The 23,377-nt window shown below is 70.6% G+C and carries 24 protein-coding genes; 14 read left to right on the top strand and 10 right to left on the bottom strand.

The features are described from left to right. Nucleotides 1-45: 45 nt before the first annotated feature. Nucleotides 46-1,161: a sugar ABC transporter substrate-binding protein gene (locus ACWGDB_RS18700; protein WP_453823427.1), complete on the top strand. Its 1,116-nt coding sequence runs from the start codon at nt 46-48 to the stop codon at nt 1,159-1,161. 26 nt (nt 1,162-1,187) lie between these two features. On the opposite strand, the gene ACWGDB_RS18705 is transcribed toward ACWGDB_RS18700, so the two are convergent. Beyond that, on the bottom strand, nt 1,188-2,087 hold the full coding sequence (locus ACWGDB_RS18705; protein WP_453823428.1) for a LysR family transcriptional regulator: 900 nt from the start codon (nt 2,085-2,087) through the stop codon (nt 1,188-1,190). 281 nt (nt 2,088-2,368) lie between these two features. On the opposite strand from ACWGDB_RS18705, the gene kstD reads away from it, so the two are divergent. Next, nucleotides 2,369-4,141: a 3-oxosteroid 1-dehydrogenase gene (gene kstD / locus ACWGDB_RS18710; RefSeq protein WP_453823429.1), complete on the top strand. Its 1,773-nt coding sequence runs from the start codon at nt 2,369-2,371 to the stop codon at nt 4,139-4,141. On the opposite strand, the gene ACWGDB_RS18715 is transcribed toward kstD, so the two are convergent. From ACWGDB_RS18715 to ACWGDB_RS18730, 4 genes are read right to left on the bottom strand one after another with little or no spacing between them, the layout of a single operon-like run. Next, nucleotides 4,138-4,788, bottom strand: a complete 651-nt coding sequence (locus ACWGDB_RS18715) for a class I SAM-dependent DNA methyltransferase (RefSeq protein ID WP_453823430.1) — start codon at nt 4,786-4,788, stop codon at nt 4,138-4,140. The two genes, kstD and ACWGDB_RS18715, sit on opposite strands and share 4 nt — an antisense overlap. Nucleotides 4,789-4,815: 27 nt before the next feature. Beyond that, nucleotides 4,816-5,058: a hypothetical protein gene (locus ACWGDB_RS18720; protein ID WP_453823431.1), complete on the bottom strand. Its 243-nt coding sequence runs from the start codon at nt 5,056-5,058 to the stop codon at nt 4,816-4,818. 25 nt (nt 5,059-5,083) lie between these two features. Continuing rightward, nucleotides 5,084-5,407, bottom strand: a complete 324-nt coding sequence (locus ACWGDB_RS18725) for an AzlD domain-containing protein (RefSeq protein ID WP_383630810.1) — start codon at nt 5,405-5,407, stop codon at nt 5,084-5,086. Beyond that, nucleotides 5,404-6,069 (bottom strand): AzlC family ABC transporter permease, encoded by a 666-nt coding sequence (locus ACWGDB_RS18730; protein WP_453823432.1) that lies wholly within the window; start codon nt 6,067-6,069, stop codon nt 5,404-5,406. The genes ACWGDB_RS18725 and ACWGDB_RS18730 overlap by 4 nt, the downstream gene beginning before the upstream one ends. Nucleotides 6,070-6,201: 132 nt before the next feature. Here ACWGDB_RS18730 and ACWGDB_RS18735 point away from each other — a divergent pair, with 132 nt between their 5' ends. After that, the gene (locus tag ACWGDB_RS18735) at nt 6,202-6,750 is read left to right on the top strand and encodes a helix-turn-helix domain-containing protein (protein WP_453823433.1); all 549 of its coding nucleotides are present in this window, start codon (nt 6,202-6,204) and stop codon (nt 6,748-6,750) included. A 126-nt stretch (nt 6,751-6,876) separates the two neighbouring features. Here the strand turns inward: ACWGDB_RS18735 and ACWGDB_RS18740 are convergent, their stop codons facing one another. Further along, on the bottom strand, nt 6,877-7,080 hold the full coding sequence (locus ACWGDB_RS18740) for a cold-shock protein (protein WP_003992177.1): 204 nt from the start codon (nt 7,078-7,080) through the stop codon (nt 6,877-6,879). Between the two features lie 322 nt (nt 7,081-7,402). Here ACWGDB_RS18740 and ACWGDB_RS18745 point away from each other — a divergent pair, with 322 nt between their 5' ends. The 5 genes from ACWGDB_RS18745 (at nt 7,403) to ACWGDB_RS18765 (ending at nt 12,525) form a co-directional block, all read left to right on the top strand. Beyond that, nucleotides 7,403-8,251 (top strand): menaquinone biosynthetic enzyme MqnA/MqnD family protein, encoded by an 849-nt coding sequence (locus tag ACWGDB_RS18745; protein ID WP_453823434.1) that lies wholly within the window; start codon nt 7,403-7,405, stop codon nt 8,249-8,251. Between the two features lie 77 nt (nt 8,252-8,328). Further along, a complete protein-coding gene (locus ACWGDB_RS18750) occupies nt 8,329-10,017 on the top strand; it encodes a serine/threonine-protein kinase (protein WP_453823435.1) in 1,689 nt (562 codons plus the stop codon). A 10-nt stretch (nt 10,018-10,027) separates the two neighbouring features. After that, a complete protein-coding gene (locus ACWGDB_RS18755; RefSeq protein ID WP_453823436.1) occupies nt 10,028-10,759 on the top strand; it encodes a prepilin peptidase in 732 nt (243 codons plus the stop codon). A 102-nt stretch (nt 10,760-10,861) separates the two neighbouring features. Beyond that, nucleotides 10,862-12,061 carry a cyclic dehypoxanthinyl futalosine synthase gene (gene mqnC, locus ACWGDB_RS18760; protein ID WP_453823437.1) on the top strand — a complete coding sequence of 400 codons (1,200 nt, stop codon included), beginning with the start codon at nt 10,862-10,864 and terminating at the stop codon, nt 12,059-12,061. A 17-nt stretch (nt 12,062-12,078) separates the two neighbouring features. Then, on the top strand, nt 12,079-12,525 hold the full coding sequence (locus ACWGDB_RS18765; RefSeq protein ID WP_453823438.1) for an imidazolonepropionase-like domain-containing protein: 447 nt from the start codon (nt 12,079-12,081) through the stop codon (nt 12,523-12,525). On the opposite strand, the gene ACWGDB_RS18770 is transcribed toward ACWGDB_RS18765, so the two are convergent. Then, complete coding sequence (locus tag ACWGDB_RS18770) at nt 12,526-13,575, bottom strand: chitinase (protein WP_453823439.1); 1,050 nt, start codon at nt 13,573-13,575, stop codon at nt 12,526-12,528. Between the two features lie 132 nt (nt 13,576-13,707). Between ACWGDB_RS18770 and ACWGDB_RS18775 the strand changes: the two genes are divergently transcribed. The 4 genes from ACWGDB_RS18775 to ACWGDB_RS18790 are packed head-to-tail and all read left to right on the top strand — an operon-like array spanning nt 13,708 to nt 18,338. Further along, nucleotides 13,708-14,133: a hypothetical protein gene (locus ACWGDB_RS18775; RefSeq protein ID WP_453823440.1), complete on the top strand. Its 426-nt coding sequence runs from the start codon at nt 13,708-13,710 to the stop codon at nt 14,131-14,133. Between the two features lie 19 nt (nt 14,134-14,152). Beyond that, nucleotides 14,153-16,471 (top strand): bifunctional polysaccharide deacetylase/glycosyltransferase family 2 protein, encoded by a 2,319-nt coding sequence (locus tag ACWGDB_RS18780; protein ID WP_453823441.1) that lies wholly within the window; start codon nt 14,153-14,155, stop codon nt 16,469-16,471. 1 nt (nt 16,472) lies between these two features. Next, complete coding sequence (locus tag ACWGDB_RS18785) at nt 16,473-17,594, top strand: acyltransferase family protein (RefSeq protein WP_453823442.1); 1,122 nt, start codon at nt 16,473-16,475, stop codon at nt 17,592-17,594. Between the two features lie 48 nt (nt 17,595-17,642). Continuing rightward, complete coding sequence (locus tag ACWGDB_RS18790; RefSeq protein ID WP_453823443.1) at nt 17,643-18,338, top strand: demethylmenaquinone methyltransferase; 696 nt, start codon at nt 17,643-17,645, stop codon at nt 18,336-18,338. A gap of 24 nt (nt 18,339-18,362) precedes the next feature. Here ACWGDB_RS18790 and ACWGDB_RS18795 read toward each other — a convergent pair whose 3' ends face one another. Next, on the bottom strand, nt 18,363-18,674 hold the full coding sequence (locus tag ACWGDB_RS18795) for a PASTA domain-containing protein (protein WP_365063776.1): 312 nt from the start codon (nt 18,672-18,674) through the stop codon (nt 18,363-18,365). Nucleotides 18,675-18,859: 185 nt separating this feature from the next. Then, a complete protein-coding gene (locus ACWGDB_RS18800; protein WP_453823444.1) occupies nt 18,860-19,366 on the bottom strand; it encodes a GNAT family N-acetyltransferase in 507 nt (168 codons plus the stop codon). Between the two features lie 98 nt (nt 19,367-19,464). On the opposite strand from ACWGDB_RS18800, the gene ACWGDB_RS18805 reads away from it, so the two are divergent. Further along, nucleotides 19,465-20,772, top strand: coding sequence for a geranylgeranyl reductase family protein (locus ACWGDB_RS18805; protein ID WP_453823445.1), 1,308 nt, complete (start codon nt 19,465-19,467; stop codon nt 20,770-20,772). 4 nt (nt 20,773-20,776) lie between these two features. On the opposite strand, the gene def is transcribed toward ACWGDB_RS18805, so the two are convergent. Continuing rightward, nucleotides 20,777-21,406, bottom strand: coding sequence for a peptide deformylase (gene def / locus ACWGDB_RS18810; RefSeq protein WP_453823446.1), 630 nt, complete (start codon nt 21,404-21,406; stop codon nt 20,777-20,779). 116 nt (nt 21,407-21,522) lie between these two features. Between def and ACWGDB_RS18815 the strand changes: the two genes are divergently transcribed. Next, complete coding sequence (locus ACWGDB_RS18815) at nt 21,523-23,349, top strand: hydroxysqualene dehydroxylase (RefSeq protein ID WP_453823447.1); 1,827 nt, start codon at nt 21,523-21,525, stop codon at nt 23,347-23,349. Nucleotides 23,350-23,377 lie beyond the last annotated feature (28 nt).

Here is a 23,377-nt window from a genome sequence, read left to right on the forward strand (position 1 = left end):
TCATCCGCTCGGAAGGCACCAGTAGTGATTGCTCGTACCCCCCACATGCCCGCTGTACGCCGCTTCTCCATAGCCCTCGCCGCGTCCGCCTCGGCGCTCTCGCTCGCCGCGTGCGGTGTGGTCGACGGCATCGGGGGCGGTGACAGCTCCGAGTCGCCCGAAAAGGGTGACGACGTCACGGTGGGGCTCCTGCTGCCCGACAAGGCCACGGCCCGTTTCGAGAAATTCGACTACCCCCTCATCAAGAAGGAAGTCGCCGCCCTCACCCGCGACAAGGGCAAGGTCGTCTACGCCAACGCCGAGTCGAGCACGGACAAGCAGAGTCAGCAATTCCGGCAGATGATCGCCGACGCCGTGGACGTGATCCTCGTGGACGCGCTGGACGCCAAGGGCATCGCGCCGGACGTGCGGAAGGCGAAGGACGCCGGCATCCCCGTCATCGCCTACGACCGGCTCGCCGAGGGGCCGATCGACGCGTACGTATCCCACGACAACGAGCTCGTCGGCGAGGTGCAGGGCCGCGCCCTCGTCGAGGAACTCGGCGCGAAGGCCGCGACCAGCAAGGTCGTCATGATGAACGGCGACCCCGCCGACCCGAACACCGCCCGGTTCAAGAAGGGCGCGCTCGACGAGCTCGAGGGCGAGGTGAACATCGTCAAGCGGTACGACACCGACAAGTGGGCGCCCGAGACGGCCAAGGCGAACATGGAGAAGGCGATCTCCGCCGTCGGGCTGGACAACATCGCCGCCGTCTACTCGGCGAACGACGGCATGGCGGGCGCCGTCATCGACGCGCTGAAGGAGTCCGGCGCGAGCAAGATCCCGCCGGTCACCGGGCAGGACGCCAACCTGGACGCGGTGCAGCGGATCGTGGCGGGCGAGCAGTTCATGTCGGTGTACAAGTCGTTCCTGCTGGAGGCGACCAACGCCGCGAAGATGGCCGTGTACAAGGCCCAGGGGCGCGCGATCCAGTTCGACGCCCTGACCCAGGACTCGGTCGACAGCCCGACCCAGGACGGCATCCCGTCCCAGCTGGTCTCGGTGGTCCCCCTGACGAAGAACAACATCGAGGAGACGGTGATCCAGGACGGCGTCTACACCGTCAAGGACATCTGCACCGCCGAGTACAAGGCGGACTGCGCGGCCATCGGCCTGGAGTAGGCGTCGAGGCGCCTCCGCAGTGCCCGTCAGGCCCGGGCGGCCCGGCGGTGGGACTCCACCAGATCCGCGAAGGCCCGGGCCGGCGGGCTGAGCGAGTCCCAGCGGCGCACGGCCCAGCCCACGGGCAGGGGACGCAGGCCGGGGAGCGGAATCAGGCGCAGCTCACCCTCGCCGGGGACCGACAGCCCCGGCAGCGCGGGCAGGACCGCCCGTCCGACCCCGAGCTCGGCCAGCAGCAGCGCGGTGTCCCAGTCGGCCACGCTCGTGTCGTGCGCGAACCGGACGCCCAGCTCGCCGCAGGCGGCGTCCAGATGGGCCGCCGAGGCGGAGTTGGGCGGCAGCCGGATCAGTCGTACGTCACGCAGGTCGGCGCCGACATCGACGTACGGCCGCGCCGCGAGCGGATCGTCGGACCGCACCGCCAGTACCCACGGCAGCTCCACCACCGGCCGCTGCTCGATCCCGCGCACCTGCGGCCCGAGGGTGATCCAGGCCAGGTCGAGTGTGCCGTCGGCCAGCGCGTCGAAGCTGCCCCGGCCCGAACTGACCGTGCGGAACTCCAGGTTGACCCGAGGATGCCGCCGCCGGTACGCGACAACCGCCTCCGCCATGAAGTGCCGTACGGTCGTCGCGCCTGTCGCCACCCGCACGTACCCGCTCTCGCCGTCGACGAGATCGCGTAGTTGCCGTACGGCGAGGTCCAGCCCCGATATCCCCTCGGCGGCGGCCGCCTCCAGCACCCGGCCGGCCTGCGTCGGCACGACCCCCCGGGGCTGCCGCTCCAGCAACGCGACCCCGGTCTCCCGCTCCAGCCGCTTCACATGCTGGCTCACCGCCGACTGGGTGCACCCCAGCTCCCGGGCCACCGAGCTGAGACTCCCGGCACGGCATACGGCCACGAACACACGCAGGTCATCGAGGGTCATGACCTCTAAGTTAATGCTTGGGTGCAGCCACAAATCCCAAGGATTGACTGGGTGTTGCCCGATCGGCGACGATCCTCGCAGGGCCCGGGCGGCAACCCGCTCCACACCCTCGCCGGAGTCCGGACCATGGCGGGGGAGGGAGCGGGTGCCGACCCACAAGGCGCGACCGTACGGCCGTTTCAACGCTCCTGCAGCGCCCTTGACTTCACAGGGCTTCCGCGCCACATTCGCATTTCTGACACACCCTCAGAAACGCGGCGTCCAGGGCGGGAGCGGCTTCCATGACCAGCAGCGTGCACCCTTCGCGAAGACACGTACTGGCCGCCGGTGCCGCCGGTGCCGCAGGCACGGCCCTCGGGGCCGGCGCCGTGGCCCAGCCCGCCGCTCACGCCGCCGACCTGCCCCTCCTGGGCACCTACGACGTCGTCGTCATCGGCTCCGGAGCCGCCGGCATGACCGCCGCGCTGACTGCCGCCAAGCAGGGGCTGAGTTGTGTGGTGGTGGAGAAGGCGCCCACTTTCGGAGGGTCCGCCGCGCGGTCCGGGGCCGGGATCTGGATTCCGAACAACTCGGTGATCCTCGCGGCCGGTGTGCCGGACACGTCGGCGAAGGCGGCCGAGTACCTGGCCGCCGTCGTCGGGCCGGACGTCCCCGTCGAACGGCAGCGGGCCTTTCTCGCACACGGCCCGGCGATGCTGTCCTTCGTCATGGCCAACAGTCCGCTGCGATTCCGCTGGATGGAGGGGTACGCCGACTACTACCCCGAGCTGCCCGGCGGCCTCCCGAACGGCCGCTCCATCGAGCCCGACCAGCTCGACGGCAACCTCCTGGGCCCCGAGCTGGCGCGGCTGAACCCGCCGTACATGGACGTGCCCCCCGGCATGGTCGTCTTCAGCGCCGACTACAAGTGGCTGGCGCTGGCGGCGGTGAACGTCAAGGGCGCGGCCGTGGCCGCGGCCTGTCTCGCGCGCGGTACGGCCGCGGCGCTGAGAGGTGAGAAGCCGCTCACCATGGGACAGTCGCTGGCGGCCGGCCTGCGCCTGGGACTGCGGTCGGCAGGGGTCCCGGTCTGGCTCGGTACCCCCCTCACCGACCTGTACGTCGAGAACGGCGCCGTGAGCGGCGCGGTCGTCACCCGGGACGGTGCCCCCGGCCTGGTCCGGGCCCGCCGTGGCGTGATCGTCGGCTCGGGCGGTTTCGAGCACAACGCGGCGATGCGCGAGCACTACCAGCGGCAGCCCATCGGCACGGACTGGACGGTGGGCGCGAAGGAGAACACCGGCGACGGCATCCGGGCCGGACACCGGCTCGGCGCCGCCCTCGGCCTCATGGACGACGCCTGGTGGGGCCCGGCGATCCCGCTCCCCGGCCAGCCGTACTTCTGCCTTGCCGAGCGCACCCTTCCCGGCGGCCTGTTGATCAACGCCGGCGGCGCCCGCTTCGTCAACGAGGCCGCCCCCTACAGCGACGTCGTCCACAGGATGTACGACGTCCACGACACGAGCCCGGCCATCCCGGCCTGGCTGATCGTCGACCAGAACTACCGGAACCGGTACCTCTTCAAGGACGTCCTCCCGGCCCTGCCCCTGCCTGCCGACTGGTACGGCTCGGGCGCCGCGCACAAGGCCTGGACCCTGGACGCGCTCGCACGCTCGATCGGCGTCCCGGCGGCGGCCCTGCGGACCACGGTCGACCGCTTCAACTCGCAGGCCAGGCAGGGCAGGGACCCCGACTTCAAGCGGGGCGCCAGCGCCTACGACCACTACTACACGGACCCGTCCGTCCTGCCCAACTCCTGCCTCGCGCCCCTCTGGCTGCCCCCGTTCCACGCCTTCCGCATCGTCCCCGGCGACCTCGGCACCAAGGGCGGCCTCCTCACCGACACCCGCGCCCGCGTGCTGCGGGAGGACGGCTCGGTGATCCGGGGGCTGTACGCCGCCGGCAACGCGAGCTCGGCCGTCATGGGGCACAGCTACGCCGGCGCGGGCTCGACGATCGGCCCGGCGATGACGTTCGGGTACATCGCGGCACGGGACATCGCCGGGAGCCTCTAGCGCCCGGGCTTGCGGGCGATCAGGAACGCCTGCGGGGACGTCTCGTCCAGCGTCGGGTCGGCTTCGCGGACCGTCCGGGAGACGAGGGCGAACCCGGCCGCCGTCAGCAGGCCGGCCATGTCCTCCGGGCGGCGACGCTGGAAGGTGAGCGAGACAGGGTGCCCGAAGGGCCGGTCGTGGTGCCGGTGTTCGTCACCGGCCTGGAACGCGACGAGCAGGGGCGCGCCGGGCGCCAGCACACGGTGGAACTCGGCGAAGAGGTCCGGGAGCCGGTCCACAGGTGTGTGGATGGAGGAGTAGAAGGACAGCGCACCGGCCAGAGCGCCGTCCGGCAGCGCCAGCTCCAGCATCGAACCCTGCTCGAACCGCAGCCCCGGGTTCTCGCGGCGCGCGATCGCCAGCATCGACTCCGACAGATCGAGCCCGAACACCGGCAGCCCCAGTGAGGCGAGGCGGGCGGTGGTCCGGCCCGGCCCGCAGCCCAGATCGGCCACCGGCCCGTCCTCCTCGACGAGTTCGGCGAACACCCCCAGCAGCGCCCGCTCCAAGGGTCTGCCCGCGAGCTCGTCCCGGAACAGGTCCGCGTAGTCCTCGGCGATGGCGTCGTAGAAGGTGCGCGTGGTCGTCAGGAAGTCGGAGTCGGTCATGGGCCGGGACCCTAGCGAACGCGACTGTTACTCGGCTCCGTCCTGCGCCTGCCCCGTTCGCATCCGGCCACCGCCGATCGCTGCGCCGACGGAGATGCCCAACCCCATCCCCAGGGCCAGCCCGAGCCCGAGGTTGTCGAAGACGGTCAGGCCGAGCACGATGCCGATGCTCGTGCCGAACGAGAGGCCGAGCGAAAGGCCCATCGCCAGTTTGTTGTCGGCGGCCGCACCGCCGTCTTCCCCGTGGTTGTTCTCGTCCCCGTTGTTCACCCGGCGATTCTCCCACGGCGCCTGCTCATGGCACCCCCGCCGCCCGCAGCACCGCGGTGGCCACCGCCGCCCCCAGCACCACCACCGGGAACGGCGCCCGCCGCCACGCCAGCACGCCGCCCACCAGCACCCCGGCCGGTCGCGCCCACCCCGCGAAGCCGTCGCCCTCCGTCAGCGTCCCCGTCGCCAGCAGCGCCACGAGCAGCACCATCGCACCCGCGGCCAGCAGCTCCTGGACCCGCGCGGGGAGCGCGACCCGCCCGTGCAGCGCCGGGCCGACCAGCCGGAAGGCGTACGTCCCCACCGCCAGTGCCAGGATCATGGCGACCGTTCCCGTCGTGCCGGTCATGACGCGCCTTCCTTCCTGCCGGATGAGCGGTACACGACGAGTCCCGCCAGCGCCAGCAGCACCGGCACCCCCGCCGGGACGACCGGTACCGCGGCCAGGGCGAGGGCGGCGCCGAGGAGCGCGGCACGGCGTACGGCGGAGTCCTTGCGCAGGGTGGGCAGGACCAGTGCGACCAGTACGGCGGGGAAGGCGGCGTCCAGGCCGTATGTCGCCGTGTCGCCCAGTGCGGTTCCGGCGAGCGCGCCGGCGAGGACACCGATGTTCCAGGCGACGAACAGGCCGAGGCCGTTCACCCAGAACGCCGCCCGGCGCCGTACGGGATCCGGCTGGGCGAGGGTGAAGGCCACCGTCTCGTCGCTGACGAGGTGGGCGCCGAGGAGGCGGGCGAGGCGGCCCCGGCCGAGGACGTCCGCCACGGCCAGGCTGAAGGCGGCCGTGCGGGTGTTGAGGAACAGCCCGGTGGCCGCCGCGGCGAACGGCCCGCCCCCGGCCAGCAGCACGCCGACCGCGCTGAACTGGGCCGAGCCCGCGTAGACGACCAGTGACATCACCACCGGCACCCACACCGGCAGCCCGCCGGCCACCGAGATCGCGCCGAAGGAGACGCCCACGACACCGCCGGCCAGCCAGATGAGGGCGCTGTCGCGCACCAGGGCTGTCATCACGGGCGCCGGAAGAGGTGACATCATCGGTGTTCGGAGTAGCGAACGCATGTTTTCCAGAATGAACAAACGGGCAACCGTTCGTCAAGGCGAACGAGTGGACCGGTGCAGCGAACGACAGGAAGTGAACCGATGAGCGAGCCCCTGACGTGGATCGCCGCCTCGCTGCGGCGCGAGCGCACCCGGGCCGGGCTGTCCCTGTCCGAGCTGGCCAAGCGGGCAGGTATCGCGAAGTCCACGCTCTCCCAGCTGGAGACCGGTGGGGGGAATCCCAGCGTGGAGACGCTGTGGGCGCTGGGGGTCGCGCTCGGTGTGCCGTTCAGCGTGCTGGTGGAGCCGCCGTCGCCGGCGGTCCAGGTGATCCGGGCGGGGGAGGGGCCCACGGTCGCCTCCGAGCGGGCGGACTACGTGGCGACGCTGCTCTCCGCCAGTCCGCCCGGCGCTCGCCGGGACATCTATCACCTGCGCGCGGAACCCGGCCCGGCCCGGGAGTCGGAGCCGCACATTCCGGGGTCGGTGGAGCACCTGATCGTGAGCACGGGGCGGGTGAAGGCGGGGCCGCGGGGGGACGAGGCCGAGCTGGAGCCCGGCGACTACATGTCCTATCGCGGGGATGTGCCCCACTCGTACGAGGCGCTCGCCCCCGGGACGACGTTCGTGCTGGTCATGCAGCACATCTAGCCTCCGGCCGGGGCGGAAAAGGCAGGAGCCCCGCTGCCTTGCGGCACGGGGCTCCTTGGGTACTGCTATCTGTTCCGGATCAAAGCACCAGGCTCCGAGACCGAATGATCAGACTGATCGAACTGATCAGACGGGGGTGACGTTCTCCGCCTGCGGGCCCTTCGGGCCCTGGGTCACGTCGAAGGAGACCTGCTGGTTCTCCTCCAGCGAACGGAAGCCGCTCGCATTGATCGCGGAGTAGTGAACGAAGACGTCGGGGCCGCCGCCTTCCTGGGCGATGAAGCCAAAGCCCTTTTCGGCGTTGAACCACTTCACGGTTCCGGTAGCCATAAGCCCTCCTTGGGCCCAAAGGGTTGCCCTGCTCCAGAACCCTGCAAGTGTGAAAACAAAATGCCGCACAACTGCATACGTCTGAAAACGACGAGAGCCCGCGGTCACATGCTCCGCAGGCTCTGTACTGCAAGGGAAACCAAACTGCAACTTGCGGCGAGCCTAGCACGCAGGCAGCCGAAAGCAATAGAGGTCAAGATCACGTCACCCGGACGTTTGAACTCACGTGTCGGGGTTGACGGGGGCGTCGGTGATCTGAGTGTCATCGGGGAGTCGCCACCCTGAAGGGTGCACGCTACCCCATGGGGTCTAGTCTCGCGATGTGGACAATTCTCGCACCAGGCCGCGCGTAGGCCACATTCAGTTCCTGAACTGCCTGCCCCTGTACTGGGGGCTTGCGAGAACGGGCACGCTCCTCGACTTCGAGCTGACCAAGGACACTCCCGAGAAGCTCAGCGAGCAGCTGGTGCGGGGCGACCTCGACATCGGGCCGATCACCCTCGTGGAGTTCCTGCGCAACGCCGACGACCTGGTCGCCTTCCCCGACATCGCGGTCGGCTGCGACGGCCCGGTGATGTCCTGCGTGATCGTCTCGCAGGTCCCGCTGGACCGGCTGGACGGCGCCCGGGTCGCCCTCGGCTCGACATCGCGCACCTCGGTCCGGCTGGCCCAGCTGCTGCTCGCCGAGCGCTACGGCGTGCAGCCCGCCTACTACACGTGCCCGCCCGACCTCAGCCTGATGATGCAGGAGGCGGAGGCGGCCGTACTCATCGGAGACGCGGCGCTGCGGGCCAACCTCCTCGACGGCCCGCGCTACGGCCTCGAGGTGCACGACCTCGGCACGCTCTGGAAGGAGTGGACCGGCCTGCCCTTCGTCTTCGCGGTCTGGGCGGCGCGCCGGGACTATCTGGAGCGCGAGCCGGCCATCACCCGCCAGGTCCACGAGGCATTCCTGTCCTCCCGCAACCTCTCCCTGGACGAGGTCGGCAAGGTCGCCGAGCAGGCGGCCCGCTGGGAGGCCTTCGACGAGCAGGTCCTGGAGCGGTACTTCACGACCCTCGACTTCCGATTCGGCGGCCCGCAGCTGGAGGCGGTCGCGGAGTTCGCACGGCGGGTGGGACCGACGACGGGCTTCGCGGCGGATGTGAAGGTGGATCTGCTTCAGCCGTAAGAGGCAGGGTCCGCGCGCATTAATCTGCTGGAAGTTCCAAGGGCGCAATGGGCCGTACGGGGGAGGGGTGGACGCCGATGCAGCCGCTCGGAGTTGACGAGCCCACGGCCGTCGGGCCGTACCGGCTGCTCGGCCGGCTCGGCTCCGGTGGCATGGGGAGGGTGTATCTCGGCCGCAGCACGGGCGGCCGTACGGTCGCTGTCAAGATCGTGCATCCGCACTTCGCGCTGGACGAGGAGTTCCGTGCCCGCTTCCGCCGGGAGGTGGACGCGGCGCGGCGGGTGGGCGGTGCGTGGACGGCTCCCGTGCTGGACGCGGATCCGCAGGCGGCGGTGCCGTGGGTGGCCACGGCCTATGCGGCGGGTCCGTCGCTGTCGGCCGCGGTCGCGGACTCGGGCGCGCTGCCCGCGCATTCGGTACGGGCGCTGGGGGCCGGGCTGGCCGAGGCGTTGGCGGCCGTGCACGAACTGGGGCTGGTGCACCGGGACGTGAAGCCGTCGAACGTCCTGCTGACACTGGACGGCCCCCTGCTGATCGACTTCGGCATCGCGAGGGCCATGGACGGCACGGCGTCGCTGACGTCCACCGGCGTCTCGATCGGTTCCCCCGGATACATGTCGCCCGAACAGATCGTGGGCAAGGGCGCCACGGGGGCGGCGGACGTCTTCTCGCTGGGCGCGGTAGTGGCGTACGCGGCGACCGGGGCACCCCCGTTCGCCGGGGACTCGTCGGCGGCGCTGCTCTACAAGGTCGTGCACGAGGAGCCCGAACTCGGCCCGCTGGACGGCGAGGTGCGGGAGCTGGTGGAGGCCTGTCTGGCGAAGGAGCCGGGTGCCCGGCCCACGCCGGGTGAGGTGGCCCGGCGACTGGCTCCGGACGGGGCGGCCCGTCTGGTGACGGGCGGATGGCTGCCGGGCGGGCTGGTCGAGCAGGTCAGCCGGAGTGCCGTGCGGCTGCTGAACCTGGAGGCGGGGGAGCCGGGAGAGACCGGCCGGCCGGGAGACGACGTCGCGTCGGGGCCGGTGGGCTTCAGCCGGCAGGCGACGGTGGGGGAGTTCGGGCCGCCGCCGGTCATGCCGGGGCCGGCGGGAGCGGGCGTGTCCATGCCGCCCGCCGCCGTCCCCGAGCCTCGCGATGCCCCACCGCAGGACGCGACCCCGGCCTCCGACAGCCGCCCCGGCAAGCTCTCCCTCTCCGTCGCGGCGGCCTCGGCGCCGGGGGAGGGCGGCCGTGGCCGGAGGCTGAGCTGCACCGTCGCGCTCGCGGTGGCGGGGGCGTTGGCCGCGGTGACGGTGGGCTCCGTGGTCGTGTTCGACCTGTTGCCGGGCGGCGACCAGGACTACAACGCGGGTTCCGACGCCGCCTCGTCCGCCTCGCCGGGCAAGAGCGCCCCCACCAAAGGCGAGGGCTCCGTGCCCGCCCGCTATCTCGGCACCTGGGAGGGCCAGGCCACCGCCCTGGACGGCGCCCTGCCGTCGGGGACCTACCGGCTCACCGTGCACAAGGCCGACGTGGGCGAGGAGTTGGGCACACTCCGGCAGACGGACCTGCTCGGCCTCGTCTGCAACGACGTACTGACCCTGAAGAAGGTGACGGCGAAGGAGCTCGTCGTCACGTCCGTGGGCAGGAAGACCAACCACGGCGGCTGCAACCCGGCACCGCACACCGTCCGGATCTCCCCGGCGGGCGACGATCTGGTGTTCCGCTCGGAGAGCGACGCGGAGGGCAAGCCCGAGGCGCGGCTGTCGAAGGTCGAGCAGGGCTGAACACGTGGGGGTGAGCACGCTCGTCCTGGTCGTCGTGGCCGCACTCTGGGGTGCCGCGGCGGGCACGCTGCTGCCCCGGCCCGCCCACCGCTTCTCCGTCACGGAGGAGCAGGAGTGGCGGGAGCGGTGCCCGGGCGGGCACCCGATCGGGGGCTGGATCGGGTGGGCTCGGTGCCGCGAGTGCACCGACGCTCCGTCGTACGGGCCCGGTACGGCCCTCATGGCCACCGTCACCGCCCTCGTCTGCGCCGCCCTCGCCGCCGCCACCGACACCCGGCCCGAGCTGGGCGTCTGGCTGCTGCTGGCGCCCGTCGGCGTGCTGCTCACGGCCGTCGACCTGAGGGTGCGGCGGCTGCCCGACGTCCTGACCCTGCCGCTCGCGGCCGCCGCGCTGCTGCTGCTCGGCCTGGTCGCCCTCGTCCCCGAGCACGCCGGCGACTGGCCGACCGCCCTGTGGGCCGCCCTCGCGCTCGGCGCCGGCTACTTCGTGCTGTGGCTCATCAACCCCGGTGGCATGGGCTTCGGCGATGTGAAGCTCGCGCTCGGAGTGGGGGCGGTGCTGGGGTGGTACGGCTGGCCGACGGTCATGCTCGGCACCTTCGCCGGGTTCCTGTTCGGTGCTCTGTACGGCGGTGCGCTGGTCGTCCTGCGGCGGGCCGGGCGCAGGACGGCGATCCCGTTCGGGCCGTTCCTGCTCGGCGGGGCGCTCGTGGGACTGCTGATCGGGGCGTACGCGGCCTGACGAGGGCGCGGTCGAGCCCGGGACGGCCTGACGTCCTTCGCCCCAAACGCCTGGCGTACGCTGGTTCGGTCCGCCCAACTGCTTGACGAAAGGGACGCCCAGGTGACCGAGAAGGCCGACCTCCAGTCTGTGCTCGACCGTGCCGCAGCGGGCGGGCGGATCACCCCAGAGGAGGCGCTCGACCTCTACCGCGACGCCCCGCTGCACGCGCTGGGCGCCGCCGCCGACGCCGTACGCCGCCGCAGGTACGCGGGGACCGAGCACATCGCGACGTACATCATCGAGCGCAACATCAACTACACGAACGTGTGCGTCACGGCGTGCAAGTTCTGCGCCTTCTACGCGGCTCCCAAGGACAAGGCCAAGGGCTGGACCCGCGATCTCGACGACATTCTGCGGCGCTGCGCCGAGACCGTCGAACTCGGCGGTACGCAGATCATGTTCCAGGGCGGTCACCACCCGGACTACGGCGTGGAGTACTACGAGAAGCACTTCGCGGCCATCAAGAAGGAGTTCCCGCAGCTCGTCATCCACAGCCTGGGGGCGAGCGAGGTCGAGCACATGGCCCGGATCTCCAAGGTGAGCATCGAAGAGGCCATCACCCGCATCCACGAGGCCGGCCTCGACTCCTTCGCCGGCGCCGGTGCCGAGCTGCTGCCCGCGCGGCCGCGCAAGGCCATCGCCCCGCTGAAGGAGAGCGGTGAGCGCTGGCTGGAGATCATGGAGGCCGCGCACCGGCTGGGCGTCGAGTCCACGTCGACCATGCTGATGGGCACGGGCGAGACGAACGCCGAGCGCATCGAGCACCTGCGGATGATCCGTGACGTCCAGGACCGCACGGGCGGCTTCCGGGCCTTCATCCCGTACACCTACCAGCCCGAGAACAACCACCTGAAGGGCCGTACGCAGGCCACGATCTTCGAGTACCTGCGGATGATCGCCATCGGGCGGCTGTTCATGGACAACATCGCCCACATCCAGGGCTCCTGGCTGACCACCGGCAAGGAGGTCGGCCAGCTGTCGCTGCACTACGGCGCCGACGACCTGGGCTCGATCATGCTGGAGGAGAACGTCGTCTCCTCCGCCGGTGCCAAGCACCGCTCCAACCGGATGGAGATCATCGACCTGATCCGCAAGTCGGGGCGGGTTCCGGCCCAGCGGGCGACCACGTACGAGCACCTCGTCGTGCACGACGACCCGGCGAACGACCCCGTCGACGAGCGGGTTGCCTCGCACATCTCGTCCACGGCGATCGCGGGCGGCACGGCGCATCCCGAGCTGAAGATCCTCGCGTCCAACTGAGCTGATCCGAGGGCAAGTTGGAGACCATTCATACAGCCGACGAGGTCCGGATCAGCTGGGACTCGGAGCCGATCGTGGGCGGTGCCGTCGTGGTGGGGCGGGACCGGATCGGCGCTGTGGGGACGTTCGAGGAACTGCGCGGGAGGTTCCCGGGTGCCCGGGTCCGCAAATGGCCCGGCACCCTCGGCCCCGCGCGCATCCACGAAGGTCCGCTCCCGGACGCCCCGTCGCCACGTGAGTGTGTCCACGCGGTGCTGAAACTCGGCGCGGTGGCGGTCCTGGAGGAATACGTCGACTCTCCCGAACTGCGGGCCGCGGCCGAGCGGAACGACGTCGTGGTCCTCCCGCGCGTCCAGCCGACCGCCATCAGGCAGACCGGCCGCGCCGACCTCGCCGTACTCGACGAGACCGGCGCCTGCATCGCGACGGTCTGCGCGGGGCGCCTGGTGCACCGACGACGCTGATCAGCCCGCGAACGCCGCCGCGAACGCCCCGTCGTCCTGGTCGACGCCGCTGCAGTTCGTCAGCGCGTCATCCGTGGCCGACCCGTCGGCACACTGCCGGTCCCGGAACGTCGCCCACATCGACACCCACCCGATCCCCTTCTCCTCGGCGAACTTCCGCACCTGGGCCGCGTCGTCGAGCGTGAACATCTCGTTGTCGACGTCGTTGACGCCGAGCATCGAGGTGAGCGCCATGGCCCGCCAGGCGGTCGCGTCGGACGTGCCGAAGAGCTCCTTGAGCTGTGTGTGGGCGGCCTTGGCGGAGGTGAGGGCGTAGGCGCCCATGTCGCCGGTGTACGACTCGCCGTAGTTCATCGTCATGAGGTTGACGGTGGAGACCTGTACGTCGTGCTGGTTGGCCGACTCCAGCAGCGCCACGCTGTCGTCGTCGAGGCCGGAAGGCATCACGGGCAGCGTGAAGGACACGCGGAGGTCGCCGCGCTCCTGCTGCAGCAGGGCGATCGCCTCCGAACGAAGGTCCACCGAGTCCGAGTCGGTCAGCTCGTCGCCCTCGATGTCGAAGTCGGCCCGGGTGGCACCCGCCGCGTCCAGTGCCTTCCCGTACGCCGCCGCCAGCTCGGACGCGCTGTCGCAACTCGCCGCCATTTCCTTGCCGGAGGCGCCGCCGAAGGAGACCCGGACGGTGGCGCCGTTCTGTTTGAGTTTCGAGATACGGGACTTGACGGCCGAGTCGGAAATGGCGGTGGTGCCGTTCCATTTCGGGGTGCAGTTGCTGCCGTCCGAGATGACGAAAGCCAGGTTGTACGTCGCCGGGGAGCCGGCGGAGTCGTTCTCGGAGGCTTCGGTGGCGCTCACGTAGGGGGCGTACGACGTGCTCGCGGCGGCCGTTCCGGAGGCCGCGGGGGAGGCCGTTGCGGAGGACGAGGTGCCGGCCCGCCGGGGGTTCGGCGGCGCCGCGTCCGCCGTACCGCCGGAGCCCGCGGAGCACCCCGCGGTCAGCGCGAGCAGGCAGGTGAGTCCGGCCGCCGTTTTCCCTGAGTACGTTTGCATGCTGGAAATCTCTCATCCCCGCGGGGCCGTTGCCGAAAACTCTCAGGGAACGTACAGGTCACGGCGTTTCTCATATGTGCCTCACATGGAGAGCGAGTTTGCGGCACATAAAGCCTCCGTAATCTCCGGGGAATGCATTCCGAGCCTGCCATCGAAAACCGCGCGGACGTCCCCCGGCGCGGTGACGCCCGCGGTCGCCGCCGCAAACGCGGCAACGGGTCCGCCGACGGGCCCGTGTTCGTTGACAACTCCGGACGTCGCTCCAGGCTGCTGCGTCGCCTCGGCCTCCTGGTCGGCGTCGGCTGCCTCGGGTACGCGGTCGTCCTGGGCATGGCCTTCATGGACGTCGGCACCTCACTCACGCCGTCCCAGCTGCTGCCCTTCGGGGGCGGCGGCCCTGCCGGTGCCCCGAACTCCGGTCCCGGCGGCGGCCAGCCGCAGGGCGGGACCGGCACCCCGCCCGCGAAGCCCTCCGGTACGCCCCCGACGGGCACCGCGACCGGCGAACCGCCCAGCGCCGCCCCGACCGTGTCCGCCTCCCCGGCCGCCGCCGACTGACCGGAACGCACCCACACCCATGACTACGACGACTCCCTCACGCGGCCGCCGCCGCGCCCCCACCCGGATCCAGCGGGCCGCGGGCAGGGCCGCGGCGCTGCAGAAACCGCGCGTCATCCTCGCCGGACTGCTCCTGCTCGCGCTGACCAGCGTCATGCTGCTCGACGGCTATCTGCGCGCCGAGGTCGGCGGCGACCAGCGCGTGCGCACCGGGGCCAGCTCCAGCAAGGTCCCCGACAAGGTCCTCGACGGCGGGCCGATCCTCACCTTCCGGGGCGGTCAGGCCACCACCGTCTCCGTCCCGGACAAGACGATCGCGCTCACCTTCGACGACGGTCCGAACCCCACCTGGACGCCCCAAGTGCTGGCGATCCTGAAGAAGTACGACATCCCCGCGACGTTCTTCCTGGTCGGCTCAATGGTCTCGCGCTACCCGGGGATCGTCGCGGACATGGTCGAGCAGGGCAACGAGGTGGGCATCCACACCTTCACCCACGTCGACCTCTCCTACCAGAGCGACGCCCGCGTCAACCGCGAGATGCAGCAGACCCAGCTGGCCCTCGCGGGCGCGGTCGGCATCACGACCACGCTGTTCCGGGCGCCGTACTCCTCGGAGACGGACGCCATCGACAACTACAGCTGGCCCGTCTACAAGAAGCTCGGCGAGCAGGGCTACACCAGCGTCTTCGTCGACACCGACAGCGACGACTGGAAGCGACCCGGCGTCTCGAAGATCATCAAGTGGGCGACGCCGGACGACGAGGAGGGCGCGTCCGTCCTGTTCCACGACGCGGGCGGCGAGCGGTCACAGACGATCAAGGCGCTGCCGACGTACATCGAGAAGATGAAGGCGAAGGGCTACACCTTCACGACGATCAGCGGCGCCGTTCAGGAGGAGGAGTCGGCGAGCGGCCGGCAGGCGGCGGCCGGTGGTGTCCAGGCGGGTGGCGCTCAGACCGGTAGGCAGCAGATGGATGGTCAGGCGGCCCTGCAGGGGCCGGACGGGCAGGCCGGTGCGGGGGCTTCGAGCCTCCAGGCCGCCCACCGCGAGGCCACCGGCACGACGCTGTACGAGGGCAAGGCCCTGATCGGGGCCGTGGCCGTCGCCGAATGGACGGTGCCGGTGCTGTCGGTCGGCCTCCTCGTCGTCGGCGTCGCCGTCATGGGCCGGTTCGGCTTGATGCTGATCCTCGCCCGCCGCCACTACCGGCAGCGCAACAGACGCCGGTTCAGCTGGGGGCCTGCTGTCCATCGGCCGGTGAGCGTGATCGTCCCGGCGTACAACGAGAAGGAGTGCATCGCCAACACCCTGGGGTCGCTGGCGAGGAGCACCCATCCGATCGAGATCATCGTGGTGGACGACGGCTCGACGGACGGCACCTCCGAGATCGCCCGGAACGCGGCCCGCGAACTCGGCATGACCAACGTCCGCGTCATCCGCCAGGAGAACGCGGGCAAGCCGGCGGCGCTGAACAACGGTGTGCGCAGCGCCAGTCACGACATCGTCGTGATGATGGACGGTGACACGGTCTTCGAGCCGGACACCGTACGCCGGCTGGTGCAGCCCTTCGCCGACCCCGAGGTCGGCGCGGTCGCCGGCAACGCCAAGGTCGGCAACCGCAACACCGTCATCGGCGCCTGGCAGCACATCGAGTACGTGATGGGCTTCAACCTCGACCGCCGTATGTACGACCTGCTGCGCTGCATGCCCACCATCCCCGGCGCGATCGGCGCCTTCCGGCGGGAGGCGGTGCTGGAGGTCGGCGGCATGAGCGAGGACACGCTCGCCGAGGACACGGACATCACCATCGCCATGCACCGCGCGGGCCGACGGGTCGTCTACGAGGAGCACGCACGCGCGTGGACCGAGGCGCCGGGCTCCCTGAAGCAGCTGTGGTCGCAGCGCTACCGCTGGTCCTACGGCACCATGCAGGCGCTGTGGAAGCACCGCAAGTCCCTGACGGACAAGGGTCCTTCGGGTCGCTTCGGCCGGGTCGGCATGCCTCTTGTGGTCATCTTCCAGATCGTCACGCCGGTCTTCGCGCCGCTCATCGACGTCTTCACCGTCTACTCGATGATCTTCGTCGACTTCAAGGCGGCCCTGCTGGCCTGGCTGGCGGTGCTCGCCGTGCAGCTGGTCTGCGCCGCGTACGCCTTCCGCCTGGACCGCGAGAAGTACCGCTACCTGCTGATGATGCCCCTCCAGCAACTCGCCTACCGGCAGATGATGTACCTGGTCCTCATCCACTCCTGCATCACCGCCATGACGGGCGGCCGCCTGCGCTGGCAGAAACTGAAGCGCACCGGCGAGGTCGGAACTCCGGCGGGGGTGAGCTGAGGTGGGGGCGCACAGGAGAGGGGCGCTCGACGCGCCGGTTGCCGCTGCCACGGACGCCGGGGACACAGGCCCGGATCCGCGGCCCAAGCCCCCGGCCAGGGACCGCTACTTCGACACCCTCCGAGCCGTCGCCCTCGTCCGCGTCGTCACCTATCACACCTTCGGCTGGGCCTGGGCGGGCATGGTCTTCCCCTCGATGGGAGTCATGTTCGCCCTGGCCGGCACCCTGATGGCGAAGTCACTGGAGCGCCCGGCGCTCAAGGTGGTCCGCGGCCGGATGCGGCGACTCCTGCCGCCCTTCTGGTTCTGGGGCGTCTTCGTGGTCGTGGCGATGCTGATCCACGACTGGATGCCGGGCTGGCAGATCGTCTACTGGATCGTCCCGCTCGGCGACCCGCCGGGCAACGCGTGGGCCGAGCAGGCCTGGGAGATCCTCTGGTACCTGCGGACGTACCTCTGGTTCGTCCTGCTCTCGCCGCTCCTGCTGCGCGTCTTCCGCCTGGCCCCGGTGCTCGTCCTGCTCCTGTCCCTGGCACCGATCCTCGTCGTCCACTTCCTGTGGGAGCCCCCGGACAACCGGTTCGGCAGCGCCCTCACCGACCTCGCCACGTTCCTCTTCTGCTGGATCCTCGGCTTCGCGCACCGCGACGGCGTCCTGCGCCGCCTCAAGCCGCTCGCCGTCGCCGGCCTCTCGCTCGCGGCGATCGCGTACGGCGGCTGGTACGCCTTCACGCACCAGGCCGAGACGGGCTCGTACGACCTGGACGACATCCCGCTCGCCCAGGCGTTCTGGTCGGCGGGCTATGTGACGCTGCTGATGTACGCGAAGGAGTACTTCCGCATCGACTTCGCCCGGCTGACCCGCGTCCGCCCCCTCGACCGCCTCGTCACGGTCTTCAACGCCCGTGCCGTGACGATCTATCTCTGGCACGAGATCGCCCTGATCCTCGCCGTCCCGCTGATCGACCGGTTCTGGAACGTGCCCGCGTTCGAGAGGTACCTGCCGCTGGAGAGCCAGTGGTTCATGTTCGGCATCGGCTGGATCCTGATCGCGGTGTTCGTGCTGCTGTGCGGCTGGGTGGAGGACGTGGCCGGGAAGAAGAAGCCGAAGCTGCTCCCCTGAGGCGGTACTGCCACGGAGTGCGTGCGGCCGTACTGCCACAATGGGCCCGTGACCCGCGCATCCCTGGACAAGCAGCCGCACGAAGTCGCTTCGATGTTCGACAACGTGGCGGAACGGTACGACCTGACCAACGACGTGCTGTCGCTCGGCCAGGACCGCAGATGGCGCAAGGAGGTCGCCAAGGCCGTCGACGCCCGCCCGGCGCAGAAGATCCTGGACCTGGCCGCCGGTACGGCCACCTCCTCGCTGCCGTTCGCGCAGACCGGCGCGTACGTCGTCCCCTGCGACTTCTCCCTCGGGATGCTCCAGGTCGGCAAGCGCAAGCACACCTGGCTTCCCTTCACGGCGGGCGACGCGACGAAGCTGCCGTTCAAGGACGACACCTTCGACGCCGTGACGATCTCCTTCGGGCTGCGCAACGTCCAGGACTTCGACACCGCCCTGCGCGAGATGTACCGGGTGACGCGGCCCGGAGGCAGGGTCGTGATCTGCGAGTTCTCGCACCCGACCTGGGCGCCCCTGCGCACCGTCTACACCGAGTACCTGATGCGCGCCCTGCCCCCGGTCGCGCGCACGGTGTCCTCGAACCCCGACGCCTACGTCTACCTCGCCGAGTCCATCCGCGCCTGGCCCGACCAGCCCGCCCTCGCCGAGCGGCTGCGCAAGGCCGGCTGGTCGAAGGTCGCCTGGCGGAACCTGACGGGCGGGATCGTGACCCTGCACCGGGGCTTCAAGCAGAGCTGACGACTTCAGGCAGAGCTGACGACTTCAGGCAGAGCTGACGACGGGGTACGGATCCCCGGGCTCGTCCAGCTCGCGCTGCAGGCCGCCACCGGGCGGCCGTGGGATGCGTGGCTCGCGTACGCCTCCGCCGCCCTCACCCTCGCCGAAGTCGAACCAGACGTAGACCATCGACTCCCGCGGCACCTCGGCACCGGGCTGGGGGTACTGGCGAACGACGTAGTCGACGACGACCAGGTGGAAGTCCGGCCGGTCCGGTGCGTTGAGGAGAAGGCCGTGCGACTTCGCTTCCTCGCGCGCGTCCATGGCCATCAGTCCGACGAGTTTCGGTACTCGCACCTCGGGCGTTTTGGGTGTTATGCGCACAGATGTCACCCCCAGCGGTACTGGAAGGGTAACCCTCCCGGGGTACCGTCCGGAAGCGCCAAGTACCTTTCTGTAACAGTCAATTACTCAGGGTGATTGATCCGGAATCGGGCTACGCAGTTCCGGTGTCACAAGTTCCGGTGGCACAAGTTCCGGTGTCACAGATCGAGCCGGTAGCAGTGCCCCTTCTGCCGCGCGTCCGGCGTGGCGAACACCTCGGCGAGCCGCATCCCCAGTCGCCGCGTCACCGCGATCGACCGCTCGTTGCGGGCGTCGACCATCGCCACCACGCCCGGCACCCCGGCCGCCCGCACCCGGTCCAGCGTCTGCTGCGCGGCCGCGCTGACGTACCCCTTGCCCCAGTGCTCCCGCCCGAGCCGCCAGCCGATCTCGATCTCGCCCCTGGGACCCCACTCCCGCTCCCACGGCTGGGCGCCGGTGAAGCCGATGACCTGATCGTTCTCGTCGAGGACGGTCCACAGGCAGTACCCGCGCTCGGCGTCGTGCCGGCGCTGGCGGGCGGTGAGCTCCTCGTAGACGGACAGCTCCGCGGCCCGTCCCCCGTGGAACTCCATGACATCCGGGTGGGCGAAGATCCGGTGCCAGGCGACGGCGTCCTCGTCCGTGGGGACACGGAGCTGTGCGACAGGGAGAGCTCGGTTCACGGAGGCAGCCCTTCAGCCGGGTGATCAATGCTGCTGAATAGACTGCCCATGTCCAGTGCCGGTCGGCACACAGATTTCGAACTTGGGGAGATCCCGCCGTGACCGTCGTGCCCGAGCCCCACTCCTCGCCCTTCTCCGAGAACACCGCCGATGTGATCGTCGTGGGCGCGGGGCCGGCCGGCTCTGCGACGGCGTACCACCTGGCCAAGTCCGGCCTCGACGTCCTGCTGCTGGAGAAGACCCAGTTCCCGAGGGAGAAGGTCTGCGGTGACGGCCTGACCCCACGCGCGACCAAACAGCTCGTGGCCATGGGCATCGACATCTCCGAGGAAGCGGGCTGGCTGCGCAACAAGGGCCTGAGGATCATCGGCGGCGGCGTGCGCCTCCAGCTGGACTGGCCCGATCTCGCCTCCTTCCCCGACTACGGCCTCGTCCGCAAGCGCGACGACTTCGACGAGCAACTCGCCCGCCAGGCCCAGAAGGCCGGCGCCCGTCTCTACGAGCGCTGCAACGTCGGCGCCCCGATCATCGACGACCGCACCGGCCGCATCACGGGCGTCCACGCCAAGCTCGGCGAGGAGAAGCGCGAAGTCACCTTCCACGCGCCGCTGGTCGTCGCCGCCGACGGCAACTCCACGCGCCTGTCGCTGGCGATGGGCCTGCACCGCCGCGAGGACCGCCCGATGGGCGTGGCCGTACGGACGTACTTCGAAAGCCCCCGCCACGAAGACGACTACCTGGAGTCCTGGCTGGAGCTGTGGGACCGCCGCGGCCCCGGCGAGGACCGCCTCCTGCCCGGCTACGGCTGGATCTTCGGCATGGGCGACGGCACGTCGAACGTCGGTCTGGGCGTGCTCAACACCTCCGACTCCTTCAAGGAACTGGACTGGCGCGAGGTCCTGAAGGCCTGGTGCGCCTCCATGCCGGAGGACTGGGGCTACACCCCGGACAACATGACCGGCCCCATCCGCGGCGCCGCCCTCCCGATGGCCTTCAACCGCCAACCGCACTACACCAAGGGCCTGCTCCTGGTCGGCGACGCCGGCGGCCTGGTGAACCCCTTCAACGGCGAGGGCATCGCCTACGCCATGGAGTCCGGCCAGATCGCCGCCGACGTCATCGTCCAGGCCCACGCCCGCTCGACCCCCGCGGGGCGTGAAATGGCCCTCCAGCGCTATCCGCGTGTCCTGAAGGACACCTACGGCGGCTACTACACACTGGGCCGCGCCTTCGTGAAGCTCATCGGCAATCCGAAGGTCATGAAGATCGCGGCCCAGCGCGGCCTGACGCACCCCATGCTGATGAAGTTCACGCTGAAGCTGCTCGCGAACCTCACGGACCCGACCGGCGGCGACGCGATGGACCGCATCATCAACGGCCTCAGCAAGGTGGCACCGAAGGCCTGAGCTCCTAGGTCCTGCTGAGGGCCTCGATGTTGGCGGCCCGGCGCGCGAACACCTCGTCCCGCCGGTCCGCCACCTGCCGCAGCGCCTCGTTCCGCTCCCGCTTGGAGAGCCGGTCCACATAGATCTGCCCGTTGCAGTGATCGGTCTCGTGCGCGAGGCAACGGGCGAAGTAGCCCGTGCCCTCGATCGCGACCGGCTCGCCGTCCCTGTCGAGGCCGCGCACCACGGCCCGGTCCGGACGCGGTACGTCCATCACCGCGCCCGGCACCGACAGACACCCCTCGCCGGCGTCGAGGAGCCTCCTGTGCGCCGCGTCGAGCGGTTCCAGCACCGGGTTGACGATGTGCCCGACGTGCCGGACCCCGTCGTCGTCCGGGCAGTCGTACACGAACAGCCGCAGATCGACACCGACTTGGTTCGCCGCCAGGCCGGCCCCGTCGGCGATGTACATCGTCAGGAACATGTCGTCGATGAGCGCGGCGAGATCCGGCCCGAACTCGGTCACGTCCCGGCACGGCTTGTGCAACACCTCCTCACCCATCTCGGTGATCCTGCGCACCGCCCCCTGCCGGGCCTCGGGCGCGAGCGGCGGATACGAGTCGACGGGCCTGCCTTGCACAAAAACGCTGGGCATCGCTTTTCTCCCTTTCCGGGCTTCTGTCCTTGTGCTGTCACGGGTTGTGAGAATGCTGTGGTCGGCCGGGAATCAGGCTTCCGGCCTCCGCGGACCCTCCCTACCCTCCGGGATTCATGACAACAGAACACACGCAGGAGCCCCAGGAGCAGACAGGTCACACACGATCCGGCCACACCCGCAGACGCTTTCTGGCCGGTGCCGGGGGAGTGGCCGGCGCCCTCGCCTTATGGCCCGCCGGAACCGCGAACGCCGCTTCCGGTGGACGCGTCGCCGTCCTGGGCGGCGGAGTCTCCGGCCTGAGCGCCGCCCACGAACTCGCCGAACGCGGCTACGCCGTCACCGTCTACGAGTACTACGACACCCTCGGCGGCAAGGCCCGCTCGATGCCCGTCCCGGGCACGGCGACCGGCGGCCGCGCGGACCTCCCCGCCGAGCACGGTTTCCGCTTCTTCCCGGGCTTTTACCGGAACCTACCGGACACCATGCGCCGCATCCCCGTCCCCGGCAACGCGCACGGCGTCCACGACAACCTCGTCAGCGGCACCGAGGCCCTGTTCGCCCGCGCCGACGGCCGCCCCGACCTGCACTTCCCGCTTCGCCGCGGCACCACCCCGCCCCGCCCCGGTGACCTCACCCTCGGCTGGATCCGCGACCAGCTCCTGTCGGTCCTGGACCTCGGCACCCGCCTCCCCGCCCACGAGGTGGCCTACTTCGCCGACCGCCTTCTGGTTCACCTCACCAGTTGCGACGCCCGCCGCGAGGAGGTGTGGGAGAAGGTCGCGTGGTGGGACTTCATCCGCGCCGAGGAGATGAGCGAGGAGTACCGGACGCTCCTCGGCATCGGCCAGACCCGCAACCTCGTCGCCACGCGCGCGGAGGTGGCGTCCACCCGAACCGTCGGCCGCGTCATCATCGAGGCCCTGCTCCTGTGGGGCCTGCTCGGCCGCGGCATGGACGGCGACGCCGACATCGACCGCGTCCTCAACGCACCCACCAGCGAGGCCTGGATCGACCCCTGGGAGACCCACCTGCGCTCCCTGGGCGTCGGCTTCGCCCTCGGCACCCAGGTGCGCGAGGTCCACTACGACGGCGGCCGGGTGACCGGCGTCCGCGTCTCGGCCCGCGATGGCGGCGACGAACGCACCGTCACCGCCGACCACTACATCTCCGCCCTGCCCGTCGAGCACGCCCGCGGGACGTGGGGCCCGGCCCTGCGCGCGGCCGACCCCCAGCTCGCCCGGTGCGACGCGCTGCAGACGGACTGGATGACCGGCGTGATGTTCTACCTGCGCACGCCCACCCCCGTCGTGCACGGCCACATCAACTGCCTCGACTCACCGTGGGCCGTCACCGGCGTCGGCCAGGCGCAGTTCTGGGCCGGCCGGGACTTCTCCCGCGACTACGGCGACGGGCGCGCCCACGACTGCCTCTCCGCGATCATCTCGGAGTGGGACAAGCCGGGCATCCTGTACGGCAAGACGGCCAAGGAGTGCACCAAGGAGGAGGTCGTCGCCGAACTCTGGGCTCAGCTCAAGGACGGCCTCAACGACGCGGGCAAGACCACGCTCCGGGACGAGGACCGCCTGGGCTGGTTCATGGACCCGGCGGTGACCGGCCTGGGCGGCCCGAACCCGCAGAACCGCGAACAGCTCCTCATCCACCCCACGGGAACCCTCTACAACCGCCCCACGGCCCGCACAAAGGTCCCGAACTTCTTCCTCGCGGGCGACTACGTCCGCACCGACGTCGACCTGGCGTCGATGGAGGGCGCCAACGAATCGGCCCGCCTCGCCGTCAACGCCCTCCTGAAAGCGGACGATTCGGACGCCGAACGCTGCCGGACCTGGGGGCTCTACCGGCCCCCGGAGCTGGAGCCGCTGAAACGGGTCGACGAGGTGCGCTACAGGCTGGGTCTGCCCAACACCTTCGACCTCGGATGAGGCGCAAGGGCCGCTGCCCCCGAGCGGC

Source organism: Streptomyces sp. NPDC055013 (assembly GCF_053608645.1).

Coding starts and splice junctions, on each gene's coding strand:
- def (WP_453823446.1), bottom strand. CDS start 21,406: ATGCCCAGCGTTTTTGTGCAAGGCAGGCCCGTCGACTCGTATCCGCCG.
- ACWGDB_RS18750 (WP_453823435.1), top strand. CDS start 8,329: ATGCAGCCGCTCGGAGTTGACGAGCCCACGGCCGTCGGGCCGTACCGG.
- ACWGDB_RS18780 (WP_453823441.1), top strand. CDS start 14,153: ATGACTACGACGACTCCCTCACGCGGCCGCCGCCGCGCCCCCACCCGG.
- ACWGDB_RS18735 (WP_453823433.1), top strand. CDS start 6,202: ATGAGCGAGCCCCTGACGTGGATCGCCGCCTCGCTGCGGCGCGAGCGC.
- ACWGDB_RS18705 (WP_453823428.1), bottom strand. CDS start 2,087: ATGACCCTCGATGACCTGCGTGTGTTCGTGGCCGTATGCCGTGCCGGG.
- ACWGDB_RS18770 (WP_453823439.1), bottom strand. CDS start 13,575: ATGCAAACGTACTCAGGGAAAACGGCGGCCGGACTCACCTGCCTGCTC.
- ACWGDB_RS18775 (WP_453823440.1), top strand. CDS start 13,708: ATGCATTCCGAGCCTGCCATCGAAAACCGCGCGGACGTCCCCCGGCGC.
- ACWGDB_RS18725 (WP_383630810.1), bottom strand. CDS start 5,407: ATGACCGGCACGACGGGAACGGTCGCCATGATCCTGGCACTGGCGGTG.
- kstD (WP_453823429.1), top strand. CDS start 2,369: ATGACCAGCAGCGTGCACCCTTCGCGAAGACACGTACTGGCCGCCGGT.
- ACWGDB_RS18740 (WP_003992177.1), bottom strand. CDS start 7,080: ATGGCTACCGGAACCGTGAAGTGGTTCAACGCCGAAAAGGGCTTTGGC.
- ACWGDB_RS18815 (WP_453823447.1), top strand. CDS start 21,523: ATGACAACAGAACACACGCAGGAGCCCCAGGAGCAGACAGGTCACACA.
- ACWGDB_RS18700 (WP_453823427.1), top strand. CDS start 46: ATGCCCGCTGTACGCCGCTTCTCCATAGCCCTCGCCGCGTCCGCCTCG.
- ACWGDB_RS18730 (WP_453823432.1), bottom strand. CDS start 6,069: ATGACAGCCCTGGTGCGCGACAGCGCCCTCATCTGGCTGGCCGGCGGT.
- ACWGDB_RS18715 (WP_453823430.1), bottom strand. CDS start 4,788: ATGACCGACTCCGACTTCCTGACGACCACGCGCACCTTCTACGACGCC.